The sequence below is a fragment of the Arthrobacter sp. 01T428 genome, from assembly GCF_056398685.1.
On sequence record NZ_JBFTPW010000001.1, the window covers coordinates 595,139 to 616,561 of the forward strand.

Genomic DNA, 21,423 nt, shown 5'->3' on the forward strand with positions numbered 1-21,423 from the left:
GCGCTGTGACCACAAGCTACAACTGCACGTCAGAGGAACAACGCGCCGAAGGCCTGGAGCATGCGCAGCGCGCCATCGGCGAGAAAAAGTGTGTCGTCATGCCGACGGACACTGTCTACGGCATTGCCGCCGACGCTTTCTCGCCGCAAGCCGTGACCATGCTGCTTGTCTCGAAAGGCCGCGGCCGCCATATGCCGCCCCCGGTGCTGATTCCGCGGCTCAATGCGCTGGACGGGCTGGCAACCGATGTATCGGAAGAAGCCCGCAAGCTCGCGGAAGCCTTCTGGCCCGGCGGCCTGACGCTGATCTTCCACGCCCAGCCGTCCTTGGATTGGGACCTGGGGGAGACCCGCGGAACCGTGGCCCTGCGCATGCCCGACGATGAAATTGCGCTTGAACTGCTCAACCGCACCGGACCGCTAGCGGTGTCCTCGGCAAACCGCACCGGCCAGGCCGCCGCGCAGACAGCCTCCGAGGCGAGGACCCAGCTTGCTGAATCGGTCGAGGTGTACCTTGAGGGCGGCTTCCGGCCTGTCGAGGGAACCGAGTCCGTAGCGTCCACGATTGTCGACGCCACCGCGCTGCCGCTTCGGGTGGTCCGCGATGGTGCGATTTCCCTGGAACGCCTCCGCGAGATTGTTCCCGGGGTGCTGGCCCTCGGGGAAGCGGCGCCCGAACCCGCGGCTGAAGCCGCACCTGATACTGAACCGGCGCCTGAAACGGCCGCGGCTGAAACAGCGGCGGAACCGGCGTCCGAGACGGAAACAGCCCCGGAGGAACAGGCCGAGACCCCTGTCCACACGGAGACCAGGGCCGAATGAGCCTGGTCCGGGATCGCGTTCCCCTTCTGGACGTAGACGTCACCGCACTGTGCGCCGACGAACTCATCGAGGCCATCAGCGGGTACGTTTCGGACGGCACCACCAAGGTTGTCCTCGGGCACAATCTGCACAGCGTCACGCTGTTCCATTCGAGCCCGGATTTCCGCCGCCTCTATGAACGCAGCGATGTGGTGCTCATGGATGGTGCGCCTGTCGCCATGCTCTGGGGACTTGGACGGCGCGGAGCTTCACGGGGCGATGCCGCGGGGTTGATGGAATACCGTCTGGGATCCACTGACTGGGTGCCGGCGCTAGGCGGCGTCGAAGGCCTGCGCAGGATCGCCGTTGTCGGCGCCGGCCCCGAGGCCAACAGCAAGACGGTGGAGCGCCTCCGCAAAATCGTGCCGGGCGCCGAGGTCTCCGGGCGGCCCGGTGAGAATTGGGACGATGACAGCGAAGAGGCCGCCGTCGCCTGGCTCGCGGAATTCCGCCCGCAACTCGTGCTTCTTGGCCTTGGAATGCCGCTGCAGGAATCGGTCCTGCACCGCCGCCTCGACGAGCTTCCGCCTGCCGTCTACTGCACCGTCGGTGGCGCCATCGAACAGTTGGCGGGCCTCCAGAAGCTCGCTCCACGCTGGCTGGGCCGCCTCGGGCTCGAATGGGCATGGCGGCTCGTCCTGCACCCGGGACGCGTCGCCTACAGGGTCTTCGGCGAGCCGTGGGTGCTCCTCGGCCTGCTGGTCCGCCGTCGGCTCTCCGGCAGGAACAGCGCCTGAACCGAAGCGCCCGGCAGGACCGCTAGAACTTCTGGTCCTCCAGGGGGCCAAAGCCCTTGTCCCGCAAGCCGGCGGAGAACGCCCGGAACCATTCGGCGAGCCCGCGGAAGTCACCCCGGGGGAGGAAGTAGCCCAAGTAGCCTCCGACGTCGGCCACCATGGATTTTCCGCGGCGGTAGCGGCGGATCAAGTAGCCGCGGTTGCGGTAGTAGAAGTATCGCTTGAACGCCGAATCCGGCACGATCACGTGCCAGCGCGCGCCGAAGACGTGCTTTGTCTCGGAAAACGCGTGCGGGTGGCTGATCCAGGCCGTCGCGACGGTACCGAAGCGGATTCCCGCTTTCCTGAGGCGGATCATGAAGTCCACCTCGTCGCCCCGGATGAACAGCCGGATATCCGGCACTCCCACTTTGAAGAACACATTGGAACGGATGAGCGCGCCGTTGAAGAAGTGCCCGACGTCGGGCAGGAACCCCGCCTTCTCGACTTCGGCGCGTTCGTGGGTCACCTTGCCGTCGATGCGGAAGAAGAAGGAGAGCTTGTCCGGGTGGCCGGGCGCAACGACGAGCGGCACGACGGCGTCGAGTCCGCGGGCCTCTGCTTCGCGAACCAGGGTTTCAAGACAGGCAGGATCGCCGGGTTCGGCGTCGTCGTCCATGATCCAGACCCATTCGGCGCCGCTGGCGACCGCCTTGAGGATTGCGAGGGCGAAGCCGCCCGCGCCGCCCAGGTTCGCCTCCGAGCGGACGTAGTCCACTTTTGGATGGCTTGACGCAAGCTCCCGCGAAGGAATGGTTCCGCTGTCCACGAGGCAAATGGTGTCCACGGGCATGGACTGCTTGTTGATGGCGTCGAGCAAGACTGCTAGCTCTCCGGGGCGGTCAAAGGTCACAGCCGCTACGGCAACGGAGACAGTCATGTAGGGTTCCTTCCGGGCACTCGCGGGGAGGGTCCTCCCGGCTCGCCCTAGGGGCGCGTGAAACGGAGCAAAGCCGCCGTTGACGCTAGTATCTTGACAGAGTCCAACTGTAGTACAGCAATATTCGGCGGTGCGCAGAGGTGTTGCAGGTGTTGTGCCGGCAGCTAGTCGCCAGGGACATAATCCACCACCACCGCCAACAGGAGCCGCCACGTGATCATGTATTCGCTCATGATGCTCACGGCTGCCGTCGTGTCGTATCTCGCTACGTGGGTAGCCCGCCAGATGGGTAACAAACTCCGGCTTTTCGCCCCCATCCGCAGCCGGGATATGCACTCAGTCCCGATTTCCAGGCTCGGAGGCCTGGGACTCTTCGCAGGCTTCGCCGTGGCCCTCGTGGTAGCCAGCAATTCGTTCTTCGTGAAGGACATCTTCCACGGAAACGGTGCGCCGTGGGGAATCCTGGCGGGTGCCTTGGTGATCGTCGCGGTTGGTGTTGCCGACGACGTGATGGACATCCGCTGGTGGGTCAAGCTGATCGGTCAATGCACGGCGGGTACGATCGTTGCGGTCTGGGGCGTGCAGATGTCCGTGATTCCTTTTGTCCCGGAACCCATCCGGATCGAGGCGGAACCGCTGCGGATTGTCCTGACTGCGCTCCTCATCGTGACCACCATGAACGCCGTCAATTTCATCGATGGCCTCGATGGCCTCGCGGCCGGCGTCGCCGCGATCGGCGGGGTTGCGTTCTTCCTGACGGCGTATTGGGTCCACCGCAATGCAACACTGACGGACCGCTCGGATCTGGCGGCGCTGCTGATGGCCATCATCGTCGGTTGTTGCATCGGATTCCTGCCGCATAACTGGTTCCCGGCCAAAATCTTCATGGGCGACTCCGGCGCCATGCTTCTGGGCCTCGTGATGGCCTCGGCCGGTGTGGTGTCCACGGGCCAGATCAGTTCCGGACTCTACGACCGCGCCAACGGTATTCCGACCATCGTGCCCATCCTGCTGCCGTTCGCGATTTTGTCGCTGCCGTTGCTGGACCTTGGCTTGGCGGTGTTGCGGCGGACAGCTCGCGGCCAATCGCCCTGGTCTGCGGACCGCGGTCACTTGCACCACAAGCTCATCGAACTCGGCCACACCCACCGCACGGCGGTGCTCATGATGTACGTGTGGACCTGCATTCTGGCGTTCGGAGGCCTCGCGTTCGCCATCTTCCCCTGGCAGATGGTCCTCACGGTCGACATCGTGGCCGCATTGATCATGGCCGGGGTGACGGCCTGGCCCTACTTTGTCCGAAAAGGGCGCGCTGCCCAGTAGACGATGTGTGACGAGGGCGTTAACATCACAGTTCTATCTCATGTAGAATTCTAGGGCGGACAGTCACTCGCCCGCGCACCCACCCTTTTTGAGACTTTGGCATTCTTGCCACGACGATTGGCATCCCCATGACCTCCAACGCCGGCGGACAGCAGTCCGACTCGAGCGGCGTTGCTGCCCCCCGCTCCATGTCTTCGCTGTGGCTCCGGCTTCTTTTCCTCAGCTCGACGACGGCGGTGGCGGCCCTCGCGGCAACGTCGGCTGTTGCGGCGGTCATGAACGGTGGCGTAGGGGTGCTCTCTGCCGCATTCGGCGGGGCGATCGTGATGGCATTTTTTGCTATCAGCCTCCTGATCGGCCATTTCGTCGGCCGGGATAACCCCTCCGGCGCGGTGGGCCTTTTCGTTGCCAGCTACTTTGTCAAGGTGGTCGGCTTCGCGGTGGTGCTCTTCGTCGTGGGAGCGCCCGCCTGGCTGCACGGACGCTGGTTCGTGATCGGCGCCGTCGTCACGGTTGTCTCGTGGCAAGCCGCCGAAATCTACGGCTTCAGCAAGGCCCGGCTCCAGATCTACAACGACCCCGCAGCGGGCAAAGGGGGCGGCGATGTTCACTCCTAGGAACAAGCGACGCTCCGAGACATCCAATGCCCCAAAAACCGGCGATTCCGCTGAGCAAGTGAGCGACGGAAGCGACGGCGGATACAACGCCGGCATAGCCGTCTTCAGCTACATTGTTGGCGGAATCATAGTCTGGAGTTTGATAGGCTGGGGTCTGGATAATCTGTGGGGGACTCGCTGGATTGTGCTCCTTGGCGCTCTGCTTGGAGCCGCAGGAGGGTTCTATCTTTCCCATATGCACGGCCTCACAAGTCATCGCTCGTCTTCCGGTGGAAGCAAAGCAGACAGTGGTCCGTCCCAGGACGGGAACAGTAATGCCAAATAATTTCACACGGGAAATGGCTGCAAGAAACGCGGCCGGATCCTCAACAACGCCCAATGATGGACACTGCAGAGAGGAAACGCGTTGATCGCGCTTGCGCTCCCGGCCCAGGATTCAGGGACCTTCACTCCTCCCGGAATCGACCAAATGCACCTGCCGGCTATCCTGCCGTGGGGTGCGAGCGATGGCTTCTCCAAGCAGATGTTGCTGGTGATCCTGTCGGTGGTTCTTATCGCCACATTCTTCATTGCTGCTGCACGCAAGCAGCAGTTGGTTCCCGGCAAACTGCAGTTCGCAGGCGAGATGGCCTACGGCTTCGTCCGCAACAGCATCGCCAAGGACATTATCGGCGGCCGCGACTTCATGAAGTTCGTGCCGCTTCTGTTCTCCTTGTTCTTCTTCATCCTGGTGAACAACATCTACGGCGCCATTCCCGTGATCCAGCTTCCGAGCTTCTCGCACGTCGGCGGGGCCTATGTGCTGGCCGCAGTCGTGTACGTCACCTGGATCGGCATCGGCATCAGGAAGAACGGCCTGAAGTACTTCAAGCTGGCCACGGTTCCTTCCGGAGTTCCTTGGTACATCCTGCCGATCGTCGTACCGATCGAAATTATCTCCAACTTCCTGGTCCGGCCCGTGACGCACAGCCTCCGTCTCTTCGCCACCATGATGGCCGGACACCTCATCGTGATGATCGCCGGCTCCGGTATTGAGTTCCTTGTCATGCAGGAGAACGTCCTTCTCAAAGGCGCATCCGTGCTGGTACTTGTTGGCGCCGTCGCCATGTACATGCTCGAAGCCTTGATCATGGTGCTTCAGGCATACGTCTTCACCCTTCTGACTGCGATCTACATCGAAGGCGCGCTCCACGCCGACAGCCACTAGGCACAACCCCTCAATCTTCCCCTTCGGGGGTTGAAGCAAACCAAACAACCTGCCGCGACTGCGGCATCTTGAAAGGAATACAATGAACGGCGACATCAACGGCTCCCTTAACCTCATTGGCTACGGTCTCTCCGCAATCGGCGGTGGTATCGGTGTGGGTCTCGTATTTGCTGCTTACATCAACGGTGTTGCACGTCAGCCGGAAGCCCAGCGCGTGCTCCAGCCGATCGCGTTCCTTGGTCTGGCTCTGACGGAAGCCCTCGCCATCCTCGGCCTGGTCTTCGCTTTCGTTCTCAAGTAAACCGCTAAGAACCAAGCGAACATTCAGAACCGAGTAGATAAGGACGGGTGAAACATGAATCAGCAGATCATCTCAGCCGCCGCTCAAGGTGCCGCCGAGTCGGCTAATCCGCTCGTTCCCAATCTCTGGGAAATGGGCGTCGTCTTCGCCGGCTTCGTGGTCCTCTTGTACATCGTGGTCAAGTTTGTTGTCCCGATGTTCGAGAAGACCTTTGCCGAGCGCGCAGAGGCGATTGAGGGCGGCATTGCCAAGGCTGAAAAGGCCCAGGCCGAAGCTTCTGCAGCTCTCGAAGAGTACAAGCAGCAGCTCCACGATGCCCGCGCCGAAGCCAACCGCATCCGCGAAGAAGCTCGAGCCGAAGGTGCCCAGATCCTCGCGGAGCTGAAGACCAAGGCAGCAGCCGAGTCGGCTCGCATCACTGAGCAGGCGTACGCCCAGATCGAATCGGAGCGCCAGGCAGCTGTTGTCTCCCTGCGTTCCGAGGTGGGCACCCTTGCCACGACTTTGGCAGAGCGCATCGTTGGCGAATCGCTCAGCGATGACGAGCGTGCCGCCCGCGTGGTGGACCGCTTCCTTGCAGATCTGGAGACCCAGAGCGCAGGTGCAGCTAAGTAATGGCAGGTGTATCGAGCGAATCGCTGACCAAGGCGCTGGAGCAGTTGGAAGCCACGCTTCCGACGGCCTCGCTGCAGTTGGCTAAGGACCTCTTCGGAATCCTGGGAACGGTGGACAGCTCGGCTGGCTTGCGCCGCGCCCTGACTGACCCCTCCCGCAGCGGAGAAGAAAAGTCGGCGCTGGTCAAGCAGCTGGTTGGCGGGAAAGTCTCCGCTGATGCTGCGGAAATCGCGAGTGGATTGGCCAGCTCACGCTGGGCATCGGCACGCGATATCGGCGATGCACTCGAGACTCTTGCCGCCACGGTGGTCATCGCCGTGGCTGAAAACAAGTCGGCCGTTTCTGCCTCCGGAATCACGGGGCTGGAAGAGCTGGAAAACGATCTGTTTGCTTTCAACCAGACCGTTGCTTCCAGCCACGAGGTACAACGTGCCCTGGGAGAGTCGCAGGCAAGTGCCGCGGCCAAGATCAGCCTGGCGGAGAAGTTGGTTCCTGGCGCAAGCCCGGAAGCCCAGCTCCTCATCGCCCAGGCCGTATCGCAGCCGCGCGGCGTCAAGCCGAGCAAGCTCATCGACAATTTCGCCAAGCTTGCAGCCAAGCGCCAGCAGCGCTGGATCGCAACTGTCCGCGTTACCCGTCCGTTGACGGATGCGCAGGCCAGCCGTCTGCAGGCCGGGCTTGATGCCCTCTACGGCCGCGAGCTGAAGGTCAACGTCAGCGTTGATCCAACTCTGATCGGTGGAATCCGGGTCCAGGTGGCAGACGAAGTGGTTGACGCTTCCGTCGTAGCCCGCCTGTCCGAACTCCGCCGGCAACTCGCTGGCTAGCCAGACAAGCACAACTTAACTGATACAAACACCGGTCATCGTGAGCAACGATGATCACGAAAACAGGAGAGCAGGGACTGCAGATGGCCGAATTGACCATCAACGCCGACGACGTCCGTAATGCGTTGAACGAGTTCGCGGCGTCCTACGAACCCGGAAACGCAGAGCGCGTAGAGGTCGGCCGCGTGACCGCCGCAAGTGACGGCATCGCCCGTGTTGAGGGCCTTCCCTCGGTCATGGCGAACGAGCTGCTTCGCTTCGAAGACGGCACCCTGGGCTTGGCCCAGAACCTCGACGTCCGCGAAATCGGCGTCATCATCCTCGGTGACTTCACCGGTATCGAAGAAGGCCAGGAAGTCCACCGCACCGGCGAAATCCTGTCCGTCCCGGTAGGCGACGCCTTCCTTGGCCGCGTAGTTGACCCCTTGGGCCAGCCGATCGACGACCTCGGCGAGATCAAGGCCGAGACCACCCGTGCCCTGGAACTCCAGGCTCCGGGCGTGACCCAGCGTAAGTCGGTTCACGAGCCCATGCAGACCGGTCTCAAGGCAATCGACGCCATGATTCCGATCGGCCGTGGCCAGCGCCAGCTGATCATCGGTGACCGCCAGACGGGCAAGACCGCCATCGCCGTCGACACCATCATCAACCAGAAGGCCAACTGGGCTTCGGGCGATGTCAGCAAGCAGGTGCGCTGCGTTTACGTCGGTGTCGGACAGAAGGCTTCCACCATTGCCGCTGTGCGCCAGACCCTGGAAGACCACGGCGCGCTGGAATACACCACCATCGTGGCTTCCCCGGCATCCGACCCCGCAGGCTTCAAGTACTTGGCTCCGTACGCCGGCTCGGCCATCGGCCAGCACTGGATGTACGGCGGCAAGCACGTCCTGGTGATCTTCGACGACCTGTCGAAGCAGGCCGAAGCCTACCGTGCAGTGTCCCTGCTGCTCCGCCGCCCGCCGGGACGCGAAGCGTACCCGGGTGACGTTTTCTACTTGCACTCCCGTCTGCTGGAGCGTTGTGCCAAGCTCTCCGATGAGCTCGGCGCAGGCTCGATGACCGGTCTTCCGATCGTGGAAACCAAGGCGAACGACGTCTCGGCCTACATCCCGACCAACGTCATCTCCATCACCGACGGCCAGATCTTCCTGCAGTCGGACCTGTTCAACGCCAACCAGCGCCCCGCTGTTGACGTCGGCGTGTCCGTGTCCCGTGTTGGTGGTGCGGCACAGGTCAAGTCCATGAAGAAGGTCTCCGGTACCTTGAAGCTGGACCTGGCGCAGTACCGCGACATGCAGGCCTTCGCGATGTTCGCGTCCGACCTCGACGCGGCTTCACGCCAGCAGCTGACCCGTGGTGCCCGCCTGATGGAACTGCTCAAGCAGGGCCAGTACTCGCCGTTCCCGGTCGAGGACCAGGTTGTCTCCATCTGGGCCGGTACGAAGGGCTACTTGGACGACGTTCCGGTTGAGGATGTCAGCCGTTTCGAGTCCGAGTTCCTGGAGCACCTCAAGCACAAGTCCTCCATCCTGACCACGCTGGCGCAGACCAACGTCCTGGACGACGACACCGCTGAAGCGCTGAAGTCCTCGATCATCGACTTCAAGAAGGGCTTCTTCGGGGAGGGCGACAACCGCTTGGTTGGCGCCGGCCACGAAGAGCACGAAGCGATTTCCGGTGGCGAAGTCGACCAGGAAAAGATCGTCAAGCAGAAGCGCTAGAGCATTGGTTACCGGGCCTGCGGAATCCGCAGGCCCGGTACCTTCGCCAAAGCCTTAGCCGCTGATCCATCGGGATCTTAGGAAAGGAAATGTATGGGAGCCCAGATCCGGGTCTACCGCCAGAAGATCAGCTCGACGACGTCGATGCGCAAGATCTTCAAGGCGATGGAACTGATCGCTACCTCGCGCATCGGTAAGGCCCGCGCCCGCGTTGCAGCTTCGACGCCCTACGCAAACGCGATTACCCGTGCTGTTTCTGCTGTCGCAAGCCAGAGCGAAATCGATCACCCGCTAGTCACCGAGCCGGAGCAGATCCGCCGTGCCGCCGTCCTGGTCATCACCTCGGACCGTGGCCTGGCTGGTTCTTACTCCGCAAGCGTGCTCAAGAAGGCTGAAGGTCTCAACGAGCTTCTCCGGGCAGAGGGCAAGGAAGTCAAGACCTACCTGGTTGGCCGCAAGGCCCAGGCATACTTCGACTTCCGCAGCCGTTCGTACTCCCGCGTGTGGACCGGCGGAACGGACGCACCGGAATTCGAGACTGCCAAGGAAGTCGGCGCCGCTCTTCTCGAAGAGTTCGCCAACGACTTCGCTGAGGGTGGCGTGGATGAGATCCACGTCGTTTACACCCGCTTCAAGTCGATGGTGACGCAGGAGCCCACGGTTGTCCGTCTGCTGCCGCTCGAGGTCGAAGAGCAGGCAGTCAGCGAGTCCGAGCTTCTGCCGCTGTACGAGTTCGAACCGGAGTCGGAGCAGGTGCTTGACGCTCTTCTTCCGCGTTACATCGAGTCCCGCATCTTCGCGGCAATGTTGCAGGCAGCGGCTTCCGAGCTCGCCGCCCGCCAGCGCGCCATGAAGTCGGCAGGCGACAATGCGACCGAACTGATCAAGAAGTACACGCGTCTGCGCAACACGGCCCGCCAGGCTGAGATCACGCAGGAGCTTTCCGAAATCGTGGCCGGCGCCGACGCCCTGAGCGCGTAGTTGCCGGTGCATGGTTCGGCGCAAGCTGCACCTGCACCAAATAGATAAACTTAACCCCACGCCATCTACTGAGTGAAGTGAGAGAGATGACTGCCACCGCTACCGAGCACGCAGCCGCAACGGCCGGCGCCACCGGCCGCATTGCCCGCGTCATCGGCCCGGTTGTCGACGTCGAATTTCCGGCTGACGCAATCCCGTCGATCTACAACGCACTCACCACCGAGGTAACCCTCAACGGTGAGACCAAGACCATCACGTTCGAGACCTCCCAGCACCTGGGTGACAACCTCGTCCGTGCCATCTCCCTGCAGGCCACCGACGGACTCGTCCGCGGCACCTCCGTGCAGGACTCCGGCTCCCCGATCTCCGTGCCTGTCGGCGACGGCGTCAAGGGCCACATCTTCAACGTTCTCGGCAAGCCGCTGGACGTTGACGAGTCCGAGATCAACGCGGACGCTTACTGGCCGATCCACCGCAAGGCCCCGGCCTTCGCGTCCCTCGAGGGCTCCACGGAGATGCTCGAGACCGGCATCAAGGTCATCGACCTTCTCACCCCGTACATCAAGGGTGGAAAGATCGGTCTGTTCGGTGGCGCCGGTGTCGGCAAGACCGTTCTGATCCAGGAAATGATCACCCGTGTGGCCCGCAACTTCGGTGGTACTTCGGTATTCGCCGGCGTTGGCGAGCGTACCCGTGAAGGAAACGACCTCTGGGTTGAAATGGAAGAGGCAGGCGTCCTCAAGGACACTGCCCTTGTATTCGGCCAGATGGACGAACCGCCGGGAACGCGTTTGCGTGTGGCATTGTCTGCGCTCACTATGGCGGAGTACTTCCGCGATGTGCAGAACCAGGACGTGCTGCTCTTCATCGACAACATCTTCCGCTTCACGCAGGCCGGTTCCGAGGTCTCCACCCTGCTCGGCCGCATGCCGTCCGCAGTTGGTTACCAGCCGAACCTCGCTGACGAGATGGGACTCCTGCAGGAGCGCATCACCTCGACGAAGGGCCACTCGATCACGTCGATGCAGGCTATCTACGTGCCGGCTGATGACTACACCGACCCGGCTCCGGCAACGACCTTCGCACACCTCGACGCGACCACGGAACTTTCCCGTGAAATCGCCTCCCGTGGTCTGTACCCGGCCGTTGACCCGCTGACGTCGACTTCCCGCATCCTGGACCCGCAGTACATCGGCAAGGACCACTACAACACGGCTGTCCGTGTGAAGCAGATCCTGCAGAAGAACAAGGAACTCCAGGACATCATCGCCATCCTCGGCGTTGACGAACTGTCCGAAGAAGACAAGATCGTCGTGTCGCGTGCACGCCGCATCCAGCAGTTCCTGTCCCAGAACACCTACACCGCCAAGCAGTTCACCGGCGTCGAAGGCTCCACCGTGTCCATCAAGGACACTGTCGAAGGCTTCACGGCGATTTGCGACGGCGAGCTGGACCACATCGCAGAGCAGGCGTTCTTCAACGTCGGCGGCCTGGATGACGTCGAGCGCCAGTGGGCCAAGATCCAGGAACAGACCAAGTAGTATGGCTGAGCTCGAGGTTGAGATTGTCGCAGCGGACCACTTCGTGTGGTCCGGTGCGGCCAAGATGGTCAAGGCCCGTACCAGCGATGGTGAAATCGGGATCCTGCCGGGCCACTCGCCGCTCCTCGCCATTCTGGCCGCGGGCGAGCTGGCCATCGAGCCGGTTACCGGAGACCGCCTTGCAGTAGTTGTGGACGGCGGGTTCTTCTCCGTCGACAACAACCGCGTGGTGATCGTCGCTGACAACGCCCAGTTGGGCGATTCAGCTACTGCGGGGATCCGATAGCAAGACCTTGATGGACGATTCTGCTATTCCGTTCATCGCCTTGGCAACGGCGTTTGCGTTGCTGATCTTTACACTGTGCCTCGTCGGGGTGCGCCGCTTCAATCTGCGGCGCGCCCTGGGCACGGTCGACGCCTCCATTTGCACGGCTGGAAACAGCTGGCGGATGGGGGTTTGTCGTTATCAGGACTCGGAGCTTGAGTGGTTCCGCCTGCTTTCCCTTAGCTTCCGTCCAAGACACAGCTTCCGCCGCAGCTCCCTGGAACTCTTGGGCCGCCGGAAGCCAACGGAGGAAGAACTGACGAGGCTGCAGCCCGACGTCGTGGTCGTCGAACTCCAGCACGAAGGCCAGCGGTTCATGCTGGCAATGAGATTTGATGCCTACGCCGGGTTGTCATCCTGGCTGGAGGCCGGCCCCGTGGTGGGCGTCGGCACCTGGCGCTGAGGACAGTGGAATTCCTGTACAACCTGAGCCTTGTTGATGGTCCCTTCTATTGGACCATCTTTGGCGCTGGAATTGCCGGGAGCGCATTCCTTCTCCTGCGATGGGACCGGCGCTGGCTGCTTTCCATTGTTGTGTCGCTTATCGCCGCAAGTGGAGTTGTTGCGGTCATTCATTGGCTACTCGTCAACGTCCTCACCGTCTTCCCGGAGGATCTCCCCTTCGATGTCCTCGCTTGGTCGACGGTTGCCTTTTCCGCGCTGGCCCTCTTCCTTTTTCGGCTTCCGGGTTCCTCGTGGCGCGGCAGGAGCGCCGCAGGGTTCTCGTTCTTCGCGGTCCTGCTCCTCTCCGCGTTTCAGATCAACAGCTACTTCGGGCTTAACCACACGGCGGCTGATCTCTTCGGCCACAATGTTGGCCGGATCCCACAGCTTGAGGAGGGGTTCAAAAGGGGTTCTTCCCGAACCCTCCCGGTGTCGCTGCCTGAGGGGGGACTTGTCCGCAGGGCGTCGATCCCCGGAATCGAATCCGGATTCACGGCCCAGGATGCTTTCATCTACCTGCCGCCGGCCTACCAATCCGCTGACCGCAGCCAACTACCGGTGCTCGTGCTCTTTGCCGGCCAACCCGGACGTCCCGCCGACTGGCTGACCGGCGGTCTCCTTGAACCGGCCATGAATACTTTCGCCGCCCGGCACGGAGGCGTGGCGCCCGTCGTCGTGGTGGTCGATCCCAACGGTTCCGATACCGCAAACACGATGTGCATGGATAGCCGGATCGCACGTGCGGATACCTACCTAGCGATCGATGTTCCGCGTTGGATCAATTCGACGCTCGAGGTTTCGGCCGACCCAAGGAAGTGGACGGTCGGCGGGTTCTCCTTCGGCGCAACGTGTGCCGTGCAGATGACTACGCTGCATCCCGAAATCTATCCTTCGTTCATCGCGTTCTCGGGAGAGCGGGAGCCTTCACTTGGCCCGGACCGCCGGCGGACCATCCAGACCGCATTTGGCGGCGACTCTACGGCCTTCGACGCCCTGACACCGTTGAACCTGATGAAACAGCGAAGCTACGACGGGCTTGCGGGCTTCTTCGCCGTCGGGGCCTCGGACGGCGAATTCGTCGGCTACGCCACCGAGCTTGCGGCGGCCGCCCGCACCTCCGGCTTCGACATCCGGCACGCTTCAGTTTCCGGAGCCGGCCATTCGTGGGCAGTCGCCGTGCAAGAGCTTCCTTCCGCCATGGAATTCCTGGCCCCTCGCTGGGGACTCGTCCAGTGAGCACCCAGGAAGCCCGGTTATCCAAGGACCAGACGACTGATCCCGAAGAAGGCAAACCCGCCCGGAAGATGGTGGCAACGCTTGCCCGGGCCATCCTGGGCAACGTGGCTGCCCACATCGGGGCAATCCCGTTCACCGTGATTGTGCTCGCCCTGTACCTTCTCACTCCCGCGATCTTCGACTCAGATCTCGGGTACGGCCCCGACGTCTTGCGGCACCTTTCAAGCGTGAGCGGCGGAGGATTGAAGTCGGGGGACTGGTGGTCCATCTGGACGTCGATGTTCTTTGCAGCCAACCCCCTCGATTACGTGATGAGCTCGTTGTTGTTTGTCGTGCTGTTGGGCTCTGCAGAGCGCAAGCTGGGGTGGTTCCGCACGGCGGCGGGCTTCTTTGGCGGACAGTTTGCCACGGTCACCGCTTTTCTGTTGGTGGTCCAGTTGGCAGCCTACGCCGACGACGGCTGGCTGGGGCGGATGATGGACGCCAGGACTTCCGGGCCGCTTCCGGCAACCCTCTTCGTCTCGATGGCGGCCAGCGGCCTTCTCCCGACCCTGTGGCGCAGGCGCCTGAGGGCGACCGCTGTGTCCTTGTCGCTCCTCTTGGTCCTGTACGTCGGCGACCCCTCAGCCGTCATGGCCCTGGCCGGAGCCGTGCTCGGACTGGGGGCGGGCCTGTGGCTCCAGCTCGACCACGGGATTCAACCGAGCCACCGGGCGACCAGGCGTGAAACCCGAAACCTGTTGTCCCTCATGGTGGCGATTTTCGGCGTCGGGCCCCTGGTGGCGGGCGCGGTGAGGAGCCCCGCGGGGCCGCTCGCGTTGCTCCGCGAAATGGTCCTGAACCCGGTCCCGACGCTCAACCAGTTACAGGCGAACTGCGGTGGAACCGTGGACATCAGCTGCCTTGAGCTCGGACGCCAGGGCTATCCCGGGCCCGCCGGCGTGGCCCTCGCGGTGGTGCCCGCGTTGCTTCTCCTGATCTGCGCGGTGGGCATGCGCCAAGGAAGGCGTTTGGCATTGAAAATCGCCATCGCCGTGCAACTCGGTGTGGTGGCTTTGTCCTTTGCCTATCTGGTGTTGTTTGCCAGCATTCCGCATTTTCCAGGGCGGGGCCGTACGGTAGTCATGGGCTCCGCGGTGTTCCACATTCTGACCCTCGCCCTGGTTCCCCTTATCCTGGCGGTCCTGCTCTTCCTTTTCCGGGGCAACTTTGTGGTGGGCTCCAGGGCGCCGCTCCGCCGGAAAATGGCGTGGCTGGTTGGCGGTACGTGGCTCATCTTGGCGAGTGGCTACACCGGGGCCTGGCTCGGCTCGGGCGGTATGGCGCACGACGGCGGCATCCTCGGCCTCATTGCGGAACTCGCCCGGCAGTATCTTCCCTTGCCCATACCCACGGCCTTCGGTCGAGTGTTCGCGGAACGTAGCGCCGCCGAGTCGATATTGTTCGCGTGGTCCGGGATCATCTTCTGGCTCGTGGCCATGGCAGCGGTGTGGACGCTGCTCCTGAAACGGCAGCACGGGCCCGGCGGCGACGATCCGGCCCGCCTGGCGGCCAAGGCTTTGGTCAAACGCGGCGGGGAGTCGCTTTCGTGGATGGCGCTGTGGGAGCCGAACAAGTTCTGGTTCACTCCCGGAATGGACGCTGGAATTGCCTACCAGCAGCACGGAAACGTGGCACTGACCCTTGCCGGACCGTTCGGTGATCCCGCACAAGCCCCTGCCGCGACCGAGGGGTTCCTGGACTACTGTGCGCACCATGCATTGGTGCCGTGCCTCTATTCCTGCACCGAGGAATTGTGGCCGATGCTGCAATCCGCGGGATTTCGCCGAATTGCGGTCGCCCAGGAAACCCGGCTCTCCATCCGTGACCTTGAGTTCACGGGCAAAGCGTGGCAAAACGTCCGTACAGCAAAGAACCGCGCGCTAAAGGCCGGCGTTGAAGCCCGGTGGGGGCGCTATTCGGAGTTTCCGCAACACGTACGCTCCCAACTCGGCGAAGTGTCGGAAGAGTGGGCCGCCAGGAAAAAAGTACCCGAAATGGGCTTTACCTTGGGTTCCCTCGACGAGCTGATGGACGATGAAGTGCTGTGCTGCATCGCCGTCGACCGCAAAGGGTTTGTCTATGGGGTCACCAGTTGGCTGCCGGTGTTTCGTGACGGGCGGGTGATCAGCTGGACCTTGGATTTCATGCGTCGGCGAAGCGATGCCTTTCCTGGCCTCACGGAATTCATGATTGCCTCGGCAGTGCACGAGTTGCGGCAGGGAGTGGAGGTCATTTCTTTGTCGGGCTCTCCCCTTGCCGGCGAGACCGAGGAATTCTCCAGCGGGGAAGCCGGCCTGGCGGGCATTCTCGACCTCGTGGGCAGGACCCTGGAACCTGTTTACGGATTCCGCTCATTGGCCCGCTTCAAATCGAGGTTCCAGCCGGAGTACAGGACTTTGTATATGTACTATCAGGACAGCCTGGAGATTCCCGCGATCGGCGCCGCGCTAAGCCGCGCATATTTGCCCGGGCTATCCGTTCGCCAAACTGCCAGGCTTCTCCGCACCCTGGTCGCCTGAAAAGGAAAAGGGGTCCCGCAGCCTGTGCGGAACCCCTTCCCTGAACCTGCCAAGCAGAATTCAAGCAGTCAAACTAGACGGCGGTTACGCCGGTGGCCTGCGGGCCCTTTGCGCCCTGACCGATCTCGAACTGAACACGCTGGTTCTCGTCGAGGGTGCGGAATCCGCCGGTCTGGATCTCGGAGTAGTGGACAAAGACGTCGCCTTCAGCGTCGTCCGGGGTAATGAAGCCGAAGCCCTTTTCAGCGTTGAACCACTTGACGGTGCCCAGTGCCATTTTTGTTTCTCCTCATTGTGGAACTATTAAGTCCGGCACACCGCGTGCCGGCCTTGGTTACTCCGCGAGAAGACCTGGTATTCCGTCCAAGCAAGGCCTGGTTGGCTTCGCAGGAGCTTCACGCTCGCAACACGTCTTGCGAGCATGAATCACACCTACACAAAGACTGCTACAACACTTTCATGGCGGATAGTGGAGGTCAACGGTCTGCTGGGGAATTCCGACAAATTTTAAGTAAAAAGAAGGTAACGGAAGAAAGCGCGCCAGCCACGGGATCCGCCATAAGGAGCACGCAAATTCGGCCTAGGCCAGCCAATCCCCATTGCGCAATACGCCAGCGAGTTGAAGCTCCTTGTCCACGACGACGAGATCGGCCCGCAAGCCCCTGCGAAGGCCGCCAAGTTCATCGGAGAGCCCCAGGACCGCGGCGGGAACCGCCGTGGCCGAGGCAACCGCGTCGGCGAGCCCGACGCCGGCCGCAACCGTGCGCCTGACGACGTCGAGCATGGTGGCGGTGCCACCCGCGATGGATCCCGTGGCATCCAAGGTAGCGACGCCGTCCGTCACGGTCACGGGGGAGGGGCCAAGCATGTAGTTTCCGTCGGAGAGTCCCGCCGCCGCCATCGAATCGGTCACGAGGACAACGTTTGCTGCGCCTACCAGCTGAAAGACGGTTGCGACCGTGCTTGGGTCCAGGTGCGTGCCGTCCGCAATCAGTTCCACCACGGCCTTACCTTCCTGGGCCGTCCGAAGGGAGGCGGCCACGGGGCCGGGGGAGCGGTGGTGCATGGGAGGCATGCCATTGAACAAGTGCGTGACGGTGGGCAGAGAGCTGACGCCGTCGAAACCGGCGGATTCCAGGCCCTCGCGCGCCGCAGTGAGGGAGGCTGCCGCCGTCGCGTCGTCGCAATCCGTGTGGCCAAGAGACGGCGTTACTCCGTGGAACGTCATCAGGTCCACGAGTGCAGCGGCACCCGGAAGCTCGGGGGCATAAGTCATGGTTGCGAGCTTGCCTGCAGCGGCTTCAACCAGCTCCGTCATGAGGTCCAGGTCCGGCTCCAGCAAATAAGCAGGGTTCTGGGCGCCGCATCGTGCATGAGAGAGGAAAGGCCCCTCAAGGTGGATTCCCGCTACGAGTCCTTCATCGGCCAGGCGCACGAAAAGCTCGATGCCGCGGAGCAGGTCCTCCCGGGGCGCCGTGACCATGCTGGCGAGGAGCGTGGTGGTTCCGGAGCGGTGCAGGAAATCGATGGCCTTGCGCGCCGAGGATTCATCAGCCCCGGGGAAGTCGCCTCCATTGCCGCCATGGCAGTGCACGTCCACGAATCCGGGAACGATGTACCGTTCCGCGGGGAAATCGGTCCGGGGAGTTTCCTCGAACCCCTCGAAGGCTGCTTCGTGGAATTCGGCGGCTGGCCCGGCGAAGGCGATGCGGTCGTCTTCCACCGCCACCAGGCCATCTTCGATCACCGCACCGTCGCTGACGATGGTTCCGGTGATCAGGTGGCGCACGGGCGCAGAAGAAGATACAGGCCGGTCTGGGACAGTCATGTTTTGATTCTAGTTGCCGGGGACCGCGCCTGGCCCGGTTTAACCGGGATGAAGGCCGGGACCGCTAGAACAAGCGGGACTCGCTGTCGTCCACGCCCCGCATCGCGTCATAGTCCAGGGTGACGCAGTCGATTCCGCGGTCGTTGGCAAGGACCTTCGCCTGCGGCTTGATCTGCTGGGCGGCGAAAATGCCCCGCACCGGGGCCAGCAGCGGATCGCGATTGAGAAGTTCGAGGTACCGCGTGAGCTGCTCGACGCCGTCGATGTCGCCGCGCCGTTTGAGTTCGACGGCGACCGTCCTGCCGTCGCCGTCGCGGGCGAGGATGTCCACCGGACCGATGGCAGTGAAGTACTCGCGCCGGATGAGCGAATAGCCGGCACCAAGTGTTTCGATCTGCTCGGCGAGCAGTCGCTGCAGATCGGCCTCGACGCCGTCCTTGATGAGCCCGGGGTCCGTTCCGAGGTCGTGGGACGTGTCATGGAGTTGCTCGTAGATGTTGATGATGAGCCGGTCATCGGTCTTGGCCGACTGCACGGTCCACTGCTCCACCACGCCTTCTTCCACCTCGGTCTCTTCCGGCGTCGTCACCCGGAGGGTTGCGGGCGGGCTCATCCAGTTCAGCGGCTTGTAGGAGCCGCCGTCGGAGTGGACCAGCACCGAACCATCGGATTTGACGAGCAAAAGCCGGGTGGCAAGGGGGAGGTGGGCCTTGAGGCGGCCAACGTAATCTACGGAACAACGGGCTATGACGAGTCGCACCCGCTCCACTTTACTTCCTCTGCCGCATCCCCTGCCCCGCGCAACTAGCGACTGGGGCAGAATGGAGTCATGCCCCGCTCCAACCGCCCCCGACGCACCGAATCAGCCAAGGCAAGCTGGAAACGGACAGGCGAGTCGCCGGAACTGGACCTGGAACGTGCCCGCTCGGGCATTGCCCGCAGGGAAAGCGCCCCCGACGGCGACTGGATGGTCCGGACCATGACCGCACGCAATGCCGAGAAGACGTATATATGTCCCGGCTGTTCGATGGCCATCATGCCTGGCATCGCCCATCTGGTGGTGTGGTCCGAGACGCACCTCTTCGGCGACGCCGCAGGGCTGGCGGAGCGCCGCCACTGGCACAACAACTGCTGGACCGGCCGGACCTACAGATACCGCTGAGCGCTTAAGCTTGGAAGCATGAGTTTCGATCCCGCTTCCCTCGTTTTCAGCCAGCCGGAGTCTGCCACGGACATCAGGGCATCCACCGTTTTGCCGGCGCACCGCGAAAACGTGGAATTCCGCACCGAAGACGGCAAGTTGCTTGTGGGTGAGCTGGCGCTGCCGGAATCCGGCGAGATCTCGGCGACCCTTATTACCCTGCACCCCCTGCCAACGCACGGCGGGTTCATGGATTCGCACGTTTACCGGAAGGCGTCCTATCGGCTTCCGGCGCTGGCTGGCGTCGCGGTTCTGCGCTTCAACACGCGGGGAACGCATTCGCCCCGGGGTACCAGCCAGGGGCACTTCGACGAGGGCATCGGCGAGCGGTACGACGTCGAGGCTGCTGTTCGCTTCGCTGTGGAGCGCGGGCTTCCGAACCGCTGGTTGGTGGGCTGGTCCTTCGGCACCGAGCTGGCCTTGATGTACGGTGCGGTGGAACCGGTGGCTTCCCAAGTGGAGGGCGCCGTCCTGCTGTCTCCGCCGCTGCACCGTGCAACGGACGTGCATTTGAAGGAATGGGCTGCTTCGGGAAAGCCGCTGACGGTCCTGGTTCCGGAACACGACGACTATCTTCAGCCCGCCGAGGCCGCGGAACGATTCAGTTTGGTGCCCCAGGCCAGGGTGGTGGGGATCGACGGCGCCAAGCACTTGTGGGTCGGCGAGAAGTACGCTGCCCGGGTTTTGGACGAGATTGTGGACGACGTGACGGAAGCCGGTGCAGGACCCCATGGCTTGCCTCGCCAGTGGGCAGGCCCAGTGGCCACGGCCTAATGGCTACGGTTTAACAGCCACCGCTCAGTGGCGGTCCTGGCGGACGATGAAGACTTCCTTGATCAGCAGCATGATGGCTGCGGCCGTCGGGATGGCGATCAATGCACCGAGCACGCCCAGCAGGCTGCCGCCCGCGATTACCGAGATCACGGCGACAGCACCCGGGACGGCAACTGCCTTCTGCATGATGCGCGGAGAGATGAAGTAGGCCTCGAACTGCAGATAGGCGAAGTAGCAGATGGCGTAGATCACGGCGGTCTGCCAGCCGGCGGTCAAAGCTACCAGAATGACCACCACAGCGGCAATCAGTCCGCCTACCAAGGGGATGAAGGCAAGCAGGGCAACCACGAACGCCAACAGGACGCTGAACGGAATGCCCAGGATGCTCATGACGATGAACGCGAACAGCGCGTTGAGCAAGGCAACACAGACCTGGCCGATCACGTAGTTGCCCACCGAGCGCGTGATTTCTTCGGATAGCGCTTCCACCCGGGGCCTGCGCGACCGTGGTGCGAGCCTGTATCCCCATCTCTTCATGGCAGGCAGGGCACCGAGGAAGTAGAGGCTGAGGACCAGGACGATCAGCGTCCCGAAGACCCCGTTGGCCACCGTGGATCCGAAGCCGACGACGCCGCCGAAGATACCGCCCATGGCGTCCGGGTTCTTGACGAACTTGTCGAGTTCCTGGCTGATCTTGTCGCGGACGCCGAATTGGCTGTCCAGGGAGCGGAAGAAATCCGAATCCACGAAGCCCCGGATCCAGTCCGGAGCCTGCCGGACGATCTGTGAGACCTGTTCCACGATGGTGGGGATCAGGGTGGCGAAAAACGCCGCCACTCCGGCAACGAGGACCCCGACGGCGATGACGACGCCGGCCGGGCGCGGCACCTTGCGCTCTTCGAGCCCGCGGACCACAGGGTCAAGTCCCAAGGCAATGAACAGGGCCGTCACGATCCACAACAGCAGTTGGGCGGTGTTGGTGCCGATGTAGTACAGCATGAGGGCGACGCCGACGCCGGCCGTGCCCATGAAGCCGACATACAGCGGATGTTGCGCGGACATCCTCGGGCCGGGGGAACCGAAGCGCGGGCCGTCGGATTCATCCAAGGCGGGTTCGGCGGTTGCATCGTGCTCAAGTTCGGGAGGCATTTCGAAACGGACCCGCGGTTGGGCGCCGGGAATGGGCTGGCGCAGGCGGCGCACGAAGGACGCCATCAGGCCCTCGCCGTGATCCCTGCCGTCTTGGGCAGACCCATCATCCAAGCCACCCGGGCTGGTGCCGGGCCCTTGTTCGGCGGGTGTGGGATCCTTGCGCTCTTTCACGTGTTTCAGCTGCCTTTTCGTTCCGCGGTCAGGCTCGAGGGGTGCCCGATGTCATGTTGTTCGCCACACTATCAGCAGGCCG

23 protein-coding genes are annotated in these 21,423 nt (G+C 62.9%); 18 read left to right on the forward strand and 5 right to left on the reverse strand.

Going from position 1 to position 21,423, the window contains the following annotated elements; translation table 11 throughout:
• Positions 1–5: 5 nt before the first annotated feature.
• Positions 6–821 (forward strand): L-threonylcarbamoyladenylate synthase, encoded by an 816-nt coding sequence (locus tag AC1DJB_RS02770; protein WP_441437145.1) that lies wholly within the window; start codon positions 6–8, stop codon positions 819–821.
• Positions 818–1,597: a WecB/TagA/CpsF family glycosyltransferase gene (locus AC1DJB_RS02775; RefSeq protein WP_306960921.1), complete on the forward strand. Its 780-nt coding sequence runs from the start codon at positions 818–820 to the stop codon at positions 1,595–1,597. Before AC1DJB_RS02770 ends, AC1DJB_RS02775 begins: the two co-directional genes overlap by 4 nt.
• Before the next feature lie 22 nt (positions 1,598–1,619).
• On the opposite strand, the gene AC1DJB_RS02780 is transcribed toward AC1DJB_RS02775, so the two are convergent.
• A complete protein-coding gene (locus AC1DJB_RS02780; protein WP_306960920.1) occupies positions 1,620–2,516 on the reverse strand; it encodes a glycosyltransferase in 897 nt (298 codons plus the stop codon).
• 213 nt (positions 2,517–2,729) lie between these two features.
• On the opposite strand from AC1DJB_RS02780, the gene AC1DJB_RS02785 reads away from it, so the two are divergent.
• The 14 genes from AC1DJB_RS02785 (at position 2,730) to AC1DJB_RS02850 (ending at position 16,215) form a co-directional block, all read left to right on the forward strand.
• The gene (locus AC1DJB_RS02785) at positions 2,730–3,839 is read left to right on the forward strand and encodes an MraY family glycosyltransferase (RefSeq protein WP_284988410.1); all 1,110 of its coding nucleotides are present in this window, start codon (positions 2,730–2,732) and stop codon (positions 3,837–3,839) included.
• A 128-nt stretch (positions 3,840–3,967) separates the two neighbouring features.
• Positions 3,968–4,456 (forward strand): Cg1360 family ATP-synthase-associated protein, encoded by a 489-nt coding sequence (locus AC1DJB_RS02790; protein WP_284988409.1) that lies wholly within the window; start codon positions 3,968–3,970, stop codon positions 4,454–4,456.
• A complete protein-coding gene (locus AC1DJB_RS02795) occupies positions 4,443–4,781 on the forward strand; it encodes a hypothetical protein (protein ID WP_284988408.1) in 339 nt (112 codons plus the stop codon). The genes AC1DJB_RS02790 and AC1DJB_RS02795 overlap by 14 nt, the downstream gene beginning before the upstream one ends.
• 81 nt (positions 4,782–4,862) lie before the next feature.
• Complete coding sequence (atpB, locus tag AC1DJB_RS02800) at positions 4,863–5,663, forward strand: F0F1 ATP synthase subunit A (RefSeq protein ID WP_059387612.1); 801 nt, start codon at positions 4,863–4,865, stop codon at positions 5,661–5,663.
• 82 nt (positions 5,664–5,745) lie between these two features.
• The gene (gene atpE, locus AC1DJB_RS02805) at positions 5,746–5,964 is read left to right on the forward strand and encodes an ATP synthase F0 subunit C (protein WP_028264751.1); all 219 of its coding nucleotides are present in this window, start codon (positions 5,746–5,748) and stop codon (positions 5,962–5,964) included.
• 54 nt (positions 5,965–6,018) lie between these two features.
• Positions 6,019–6,579: a F0F1 ATP synthase subunit B gene (locus AC1DJB_RS02810; RefSeq protein WP_078108476.1), complete on the forward strand. Its 561-nt coding sequence runs from the start codon at positions 6,019–6,021 to the stop codon at positions 6,577–6,579.
• Positions 6,579–7,406, forward strand: a complete 828-nt coding sequence (locus AC1DJB_RS02815; RefSeq protein WP_284988407.1) for a F0F1 ATP synthase subunit delta — start codon at positions 6,579–6,581, stop codon at positions 7,404–7,406. The genes AC1DJB_RS02810 and AC1DJB_RS02815 overlap by 1 nt, the downstream gene beginning before the upstream one ends.
• 83 nt (positions 7,407–7,489) lie before the next feature.
• Positions 7,490–9,127 (forward strand): F0F1 ATP synthase subunit alpha, encoded by a 1,638-nt coding sequence (atpA, locus tag AC1DJB_RS02820; protein ID WP_059387613.1) that lies wholly within the window; start codon positions 7,490–7,492, stop codon positions 9,125–9,127.
• Positions 9,128–9,220: 93 nt separating this feature from the next.
• The gene (locus AC1DJB_RS02825) at positions 9,221–10,108 is read left to right on the forward strand and encodes a F0F1 ATP synthase subunit gamma (RefSeq protein ID WP_059387614.1); all 888 of its coding nucleotides are present in this window, start codon (positions 9,221–9,223) and stop codon (positions 10,106–10,108) included.
• Positions 10,109–10,194: 86 nt separating this feature from the next.
• A complete protein-coding gene (atpD, locus tag AC1DJB_RS02830) occupies positions 10,195–11,649 on the forward strand; it encodes a F0F1 ATP synthase subunit beta (protein ID WP_059387615.1) in 1,455 nt (484 codons plus the stop codon).
• Position 11,650: 1 nt separating this feature from the next.
• Positions 11,651–11,935: a F0F1 ATP synthase subunit epsilon gene (locus AC1DJB_RS02835; protein WP_059387616.1), complete on the forward strand. Its 285-nt coding sequence runs from the start codon at positions 11,651–11,653 to the stop codon at positions 11,933–11,935.
• 10 nt (positions 11,936–11,945) lie between these two features.
• Positions 11,946–12,377, forward strand: a complete 432-nt coding sequence (locus AC1DJB_RS02840) for a DUF2550 domain-containing protein (protein ID WP_059387617.1) — start codon at positions 11,946–11,948, stop codon at positions 12,375–12,377.
• Between the two features lie 5 nt (positions 12,378–12,382).
• Positions 12,383–13,654: an alpha/beta hydrolase gene (locus AC1DJB_RS02845; RefSeq protein WP_307054228.1), complete on the forward strand. Its 1,272-nt coding sequence runs from the start codon at positions 12,383–12,385 to the stop codon at positions 13,652–13,654.
• Between the two features lie 68 nt (positions 13,655–13,722).
• Positions 13,723–16,215: a bifunctional lysylphosphatidylglycerol flippase/synthetase MprF gene (locus tag AC1DJB_RS02850; protein WP_441437182.1), complete on the forward strand. Its 2,493-nt coding sequence runs from the start codon at positions 13,723–13,725 to the stop codon at positions 16,213–16,215.
• 73 nt (positions 16,216–16,288) lie between these two features.
• Here the strand turns inward: AC1DJB_RS02850 and AC1DJB_RS02855 are convergent, their stop codons facing one another.
• The 3 genes from AC1DJB_RS02855 to nucS all read right to left on the reverse strand — a co-directional run bounded on the left by AC1DJB_RS02855 (position 16,289) and on the right by nucS (position 18,803).
• Positions 16,289–16,492, reverse strand: a complete 204-nt coding sequence (locus tag AC1DJB_RS02855; RefSeq protein ID WP_028264741.1) for a cold-shock protein — start codon at positions 16,490–16,492, stop codon at positions 16,289–16,291.
• A 303-nt stretch (positions 16,493–16,795) separates the two neighbouring features.
• Positions 16,796–18,043: an N-acetylglucosamine-6-phosphate deacetylase gene (gene nagA / locus AC1DJB_RS02860; RefSeq protein WP_284984682.1), complete on the reverse strand. Its 1,248-nt coding sequence runs from the start codon at positions 18,041–18,043 to the stop codon at positions 16,796–16,798.
• 64 nt (positions 18,044–18,107) lie between these two features.
• On the reverse strand, positions 18,108–18,803 hold the full coding sequence (nucS, locus tag AC1DJB_RS02865) for an endonuclease NucS (RefSeq protein ID WP_284988405.1): 696 nt from the start codon (positions 18,801–18,803) through the stop codon (positions 18,108–18,110).
• Between the two features lie 69 nt (positions 18,804–18,872).
• On the opposite strand from nucS, the gene AC1DJB_RS02870 reads away from it, so the two are divergent.
• Both AC1DJB_RS02870 and AC1DJB_RS02875 read left to right on the forward strand, forming a co-directional pair.
• Entirely contained in the window at positions 18,873–19,205 is a 333-nt protein-coding gene (locus tag AC1DJB_RS02870; protein ID WP_284751215.1) for an ATP/GTP-binding protein, read from the forward strand.
• Positions 19,206–19,223: 18 nt separating this feature from the next.
• Positions 19,224–20,018 carry an alpha/beta hydrolase gene (locus tag AC1DJB_RS02875; RefSeq protein WP_059387619.1) on the forward strand — a complete coding sequence of 265 codons (795 nt, stop codon included), beginning with the start codon at positions 19,224–19,226 and terminating at the stop codon, positions 20,016–20,018.
• Positions 20,019–20,042: 24 nt separating this feature from the next.
• Here the strand turns inward: AC1DJB_RS02875 and AC1DJB_RS02880 are convergent, their stop codons facing one another.
• Positions 20,043–21,233 carry an AI-2E family transporter gene (locus tag AC1DJB_RS02880; RefSeq protein WP_284988486.1) on the reverse strand — a complete coding sequence of 397 codons (1,191 nt, stop codon included), beginning with the start codon at positions 21,231–21,233 and terminating at the stop codon, positions 20,043–20,045.
• Positions 21,234–21,423: the final 190 nt, after the last annotated feature.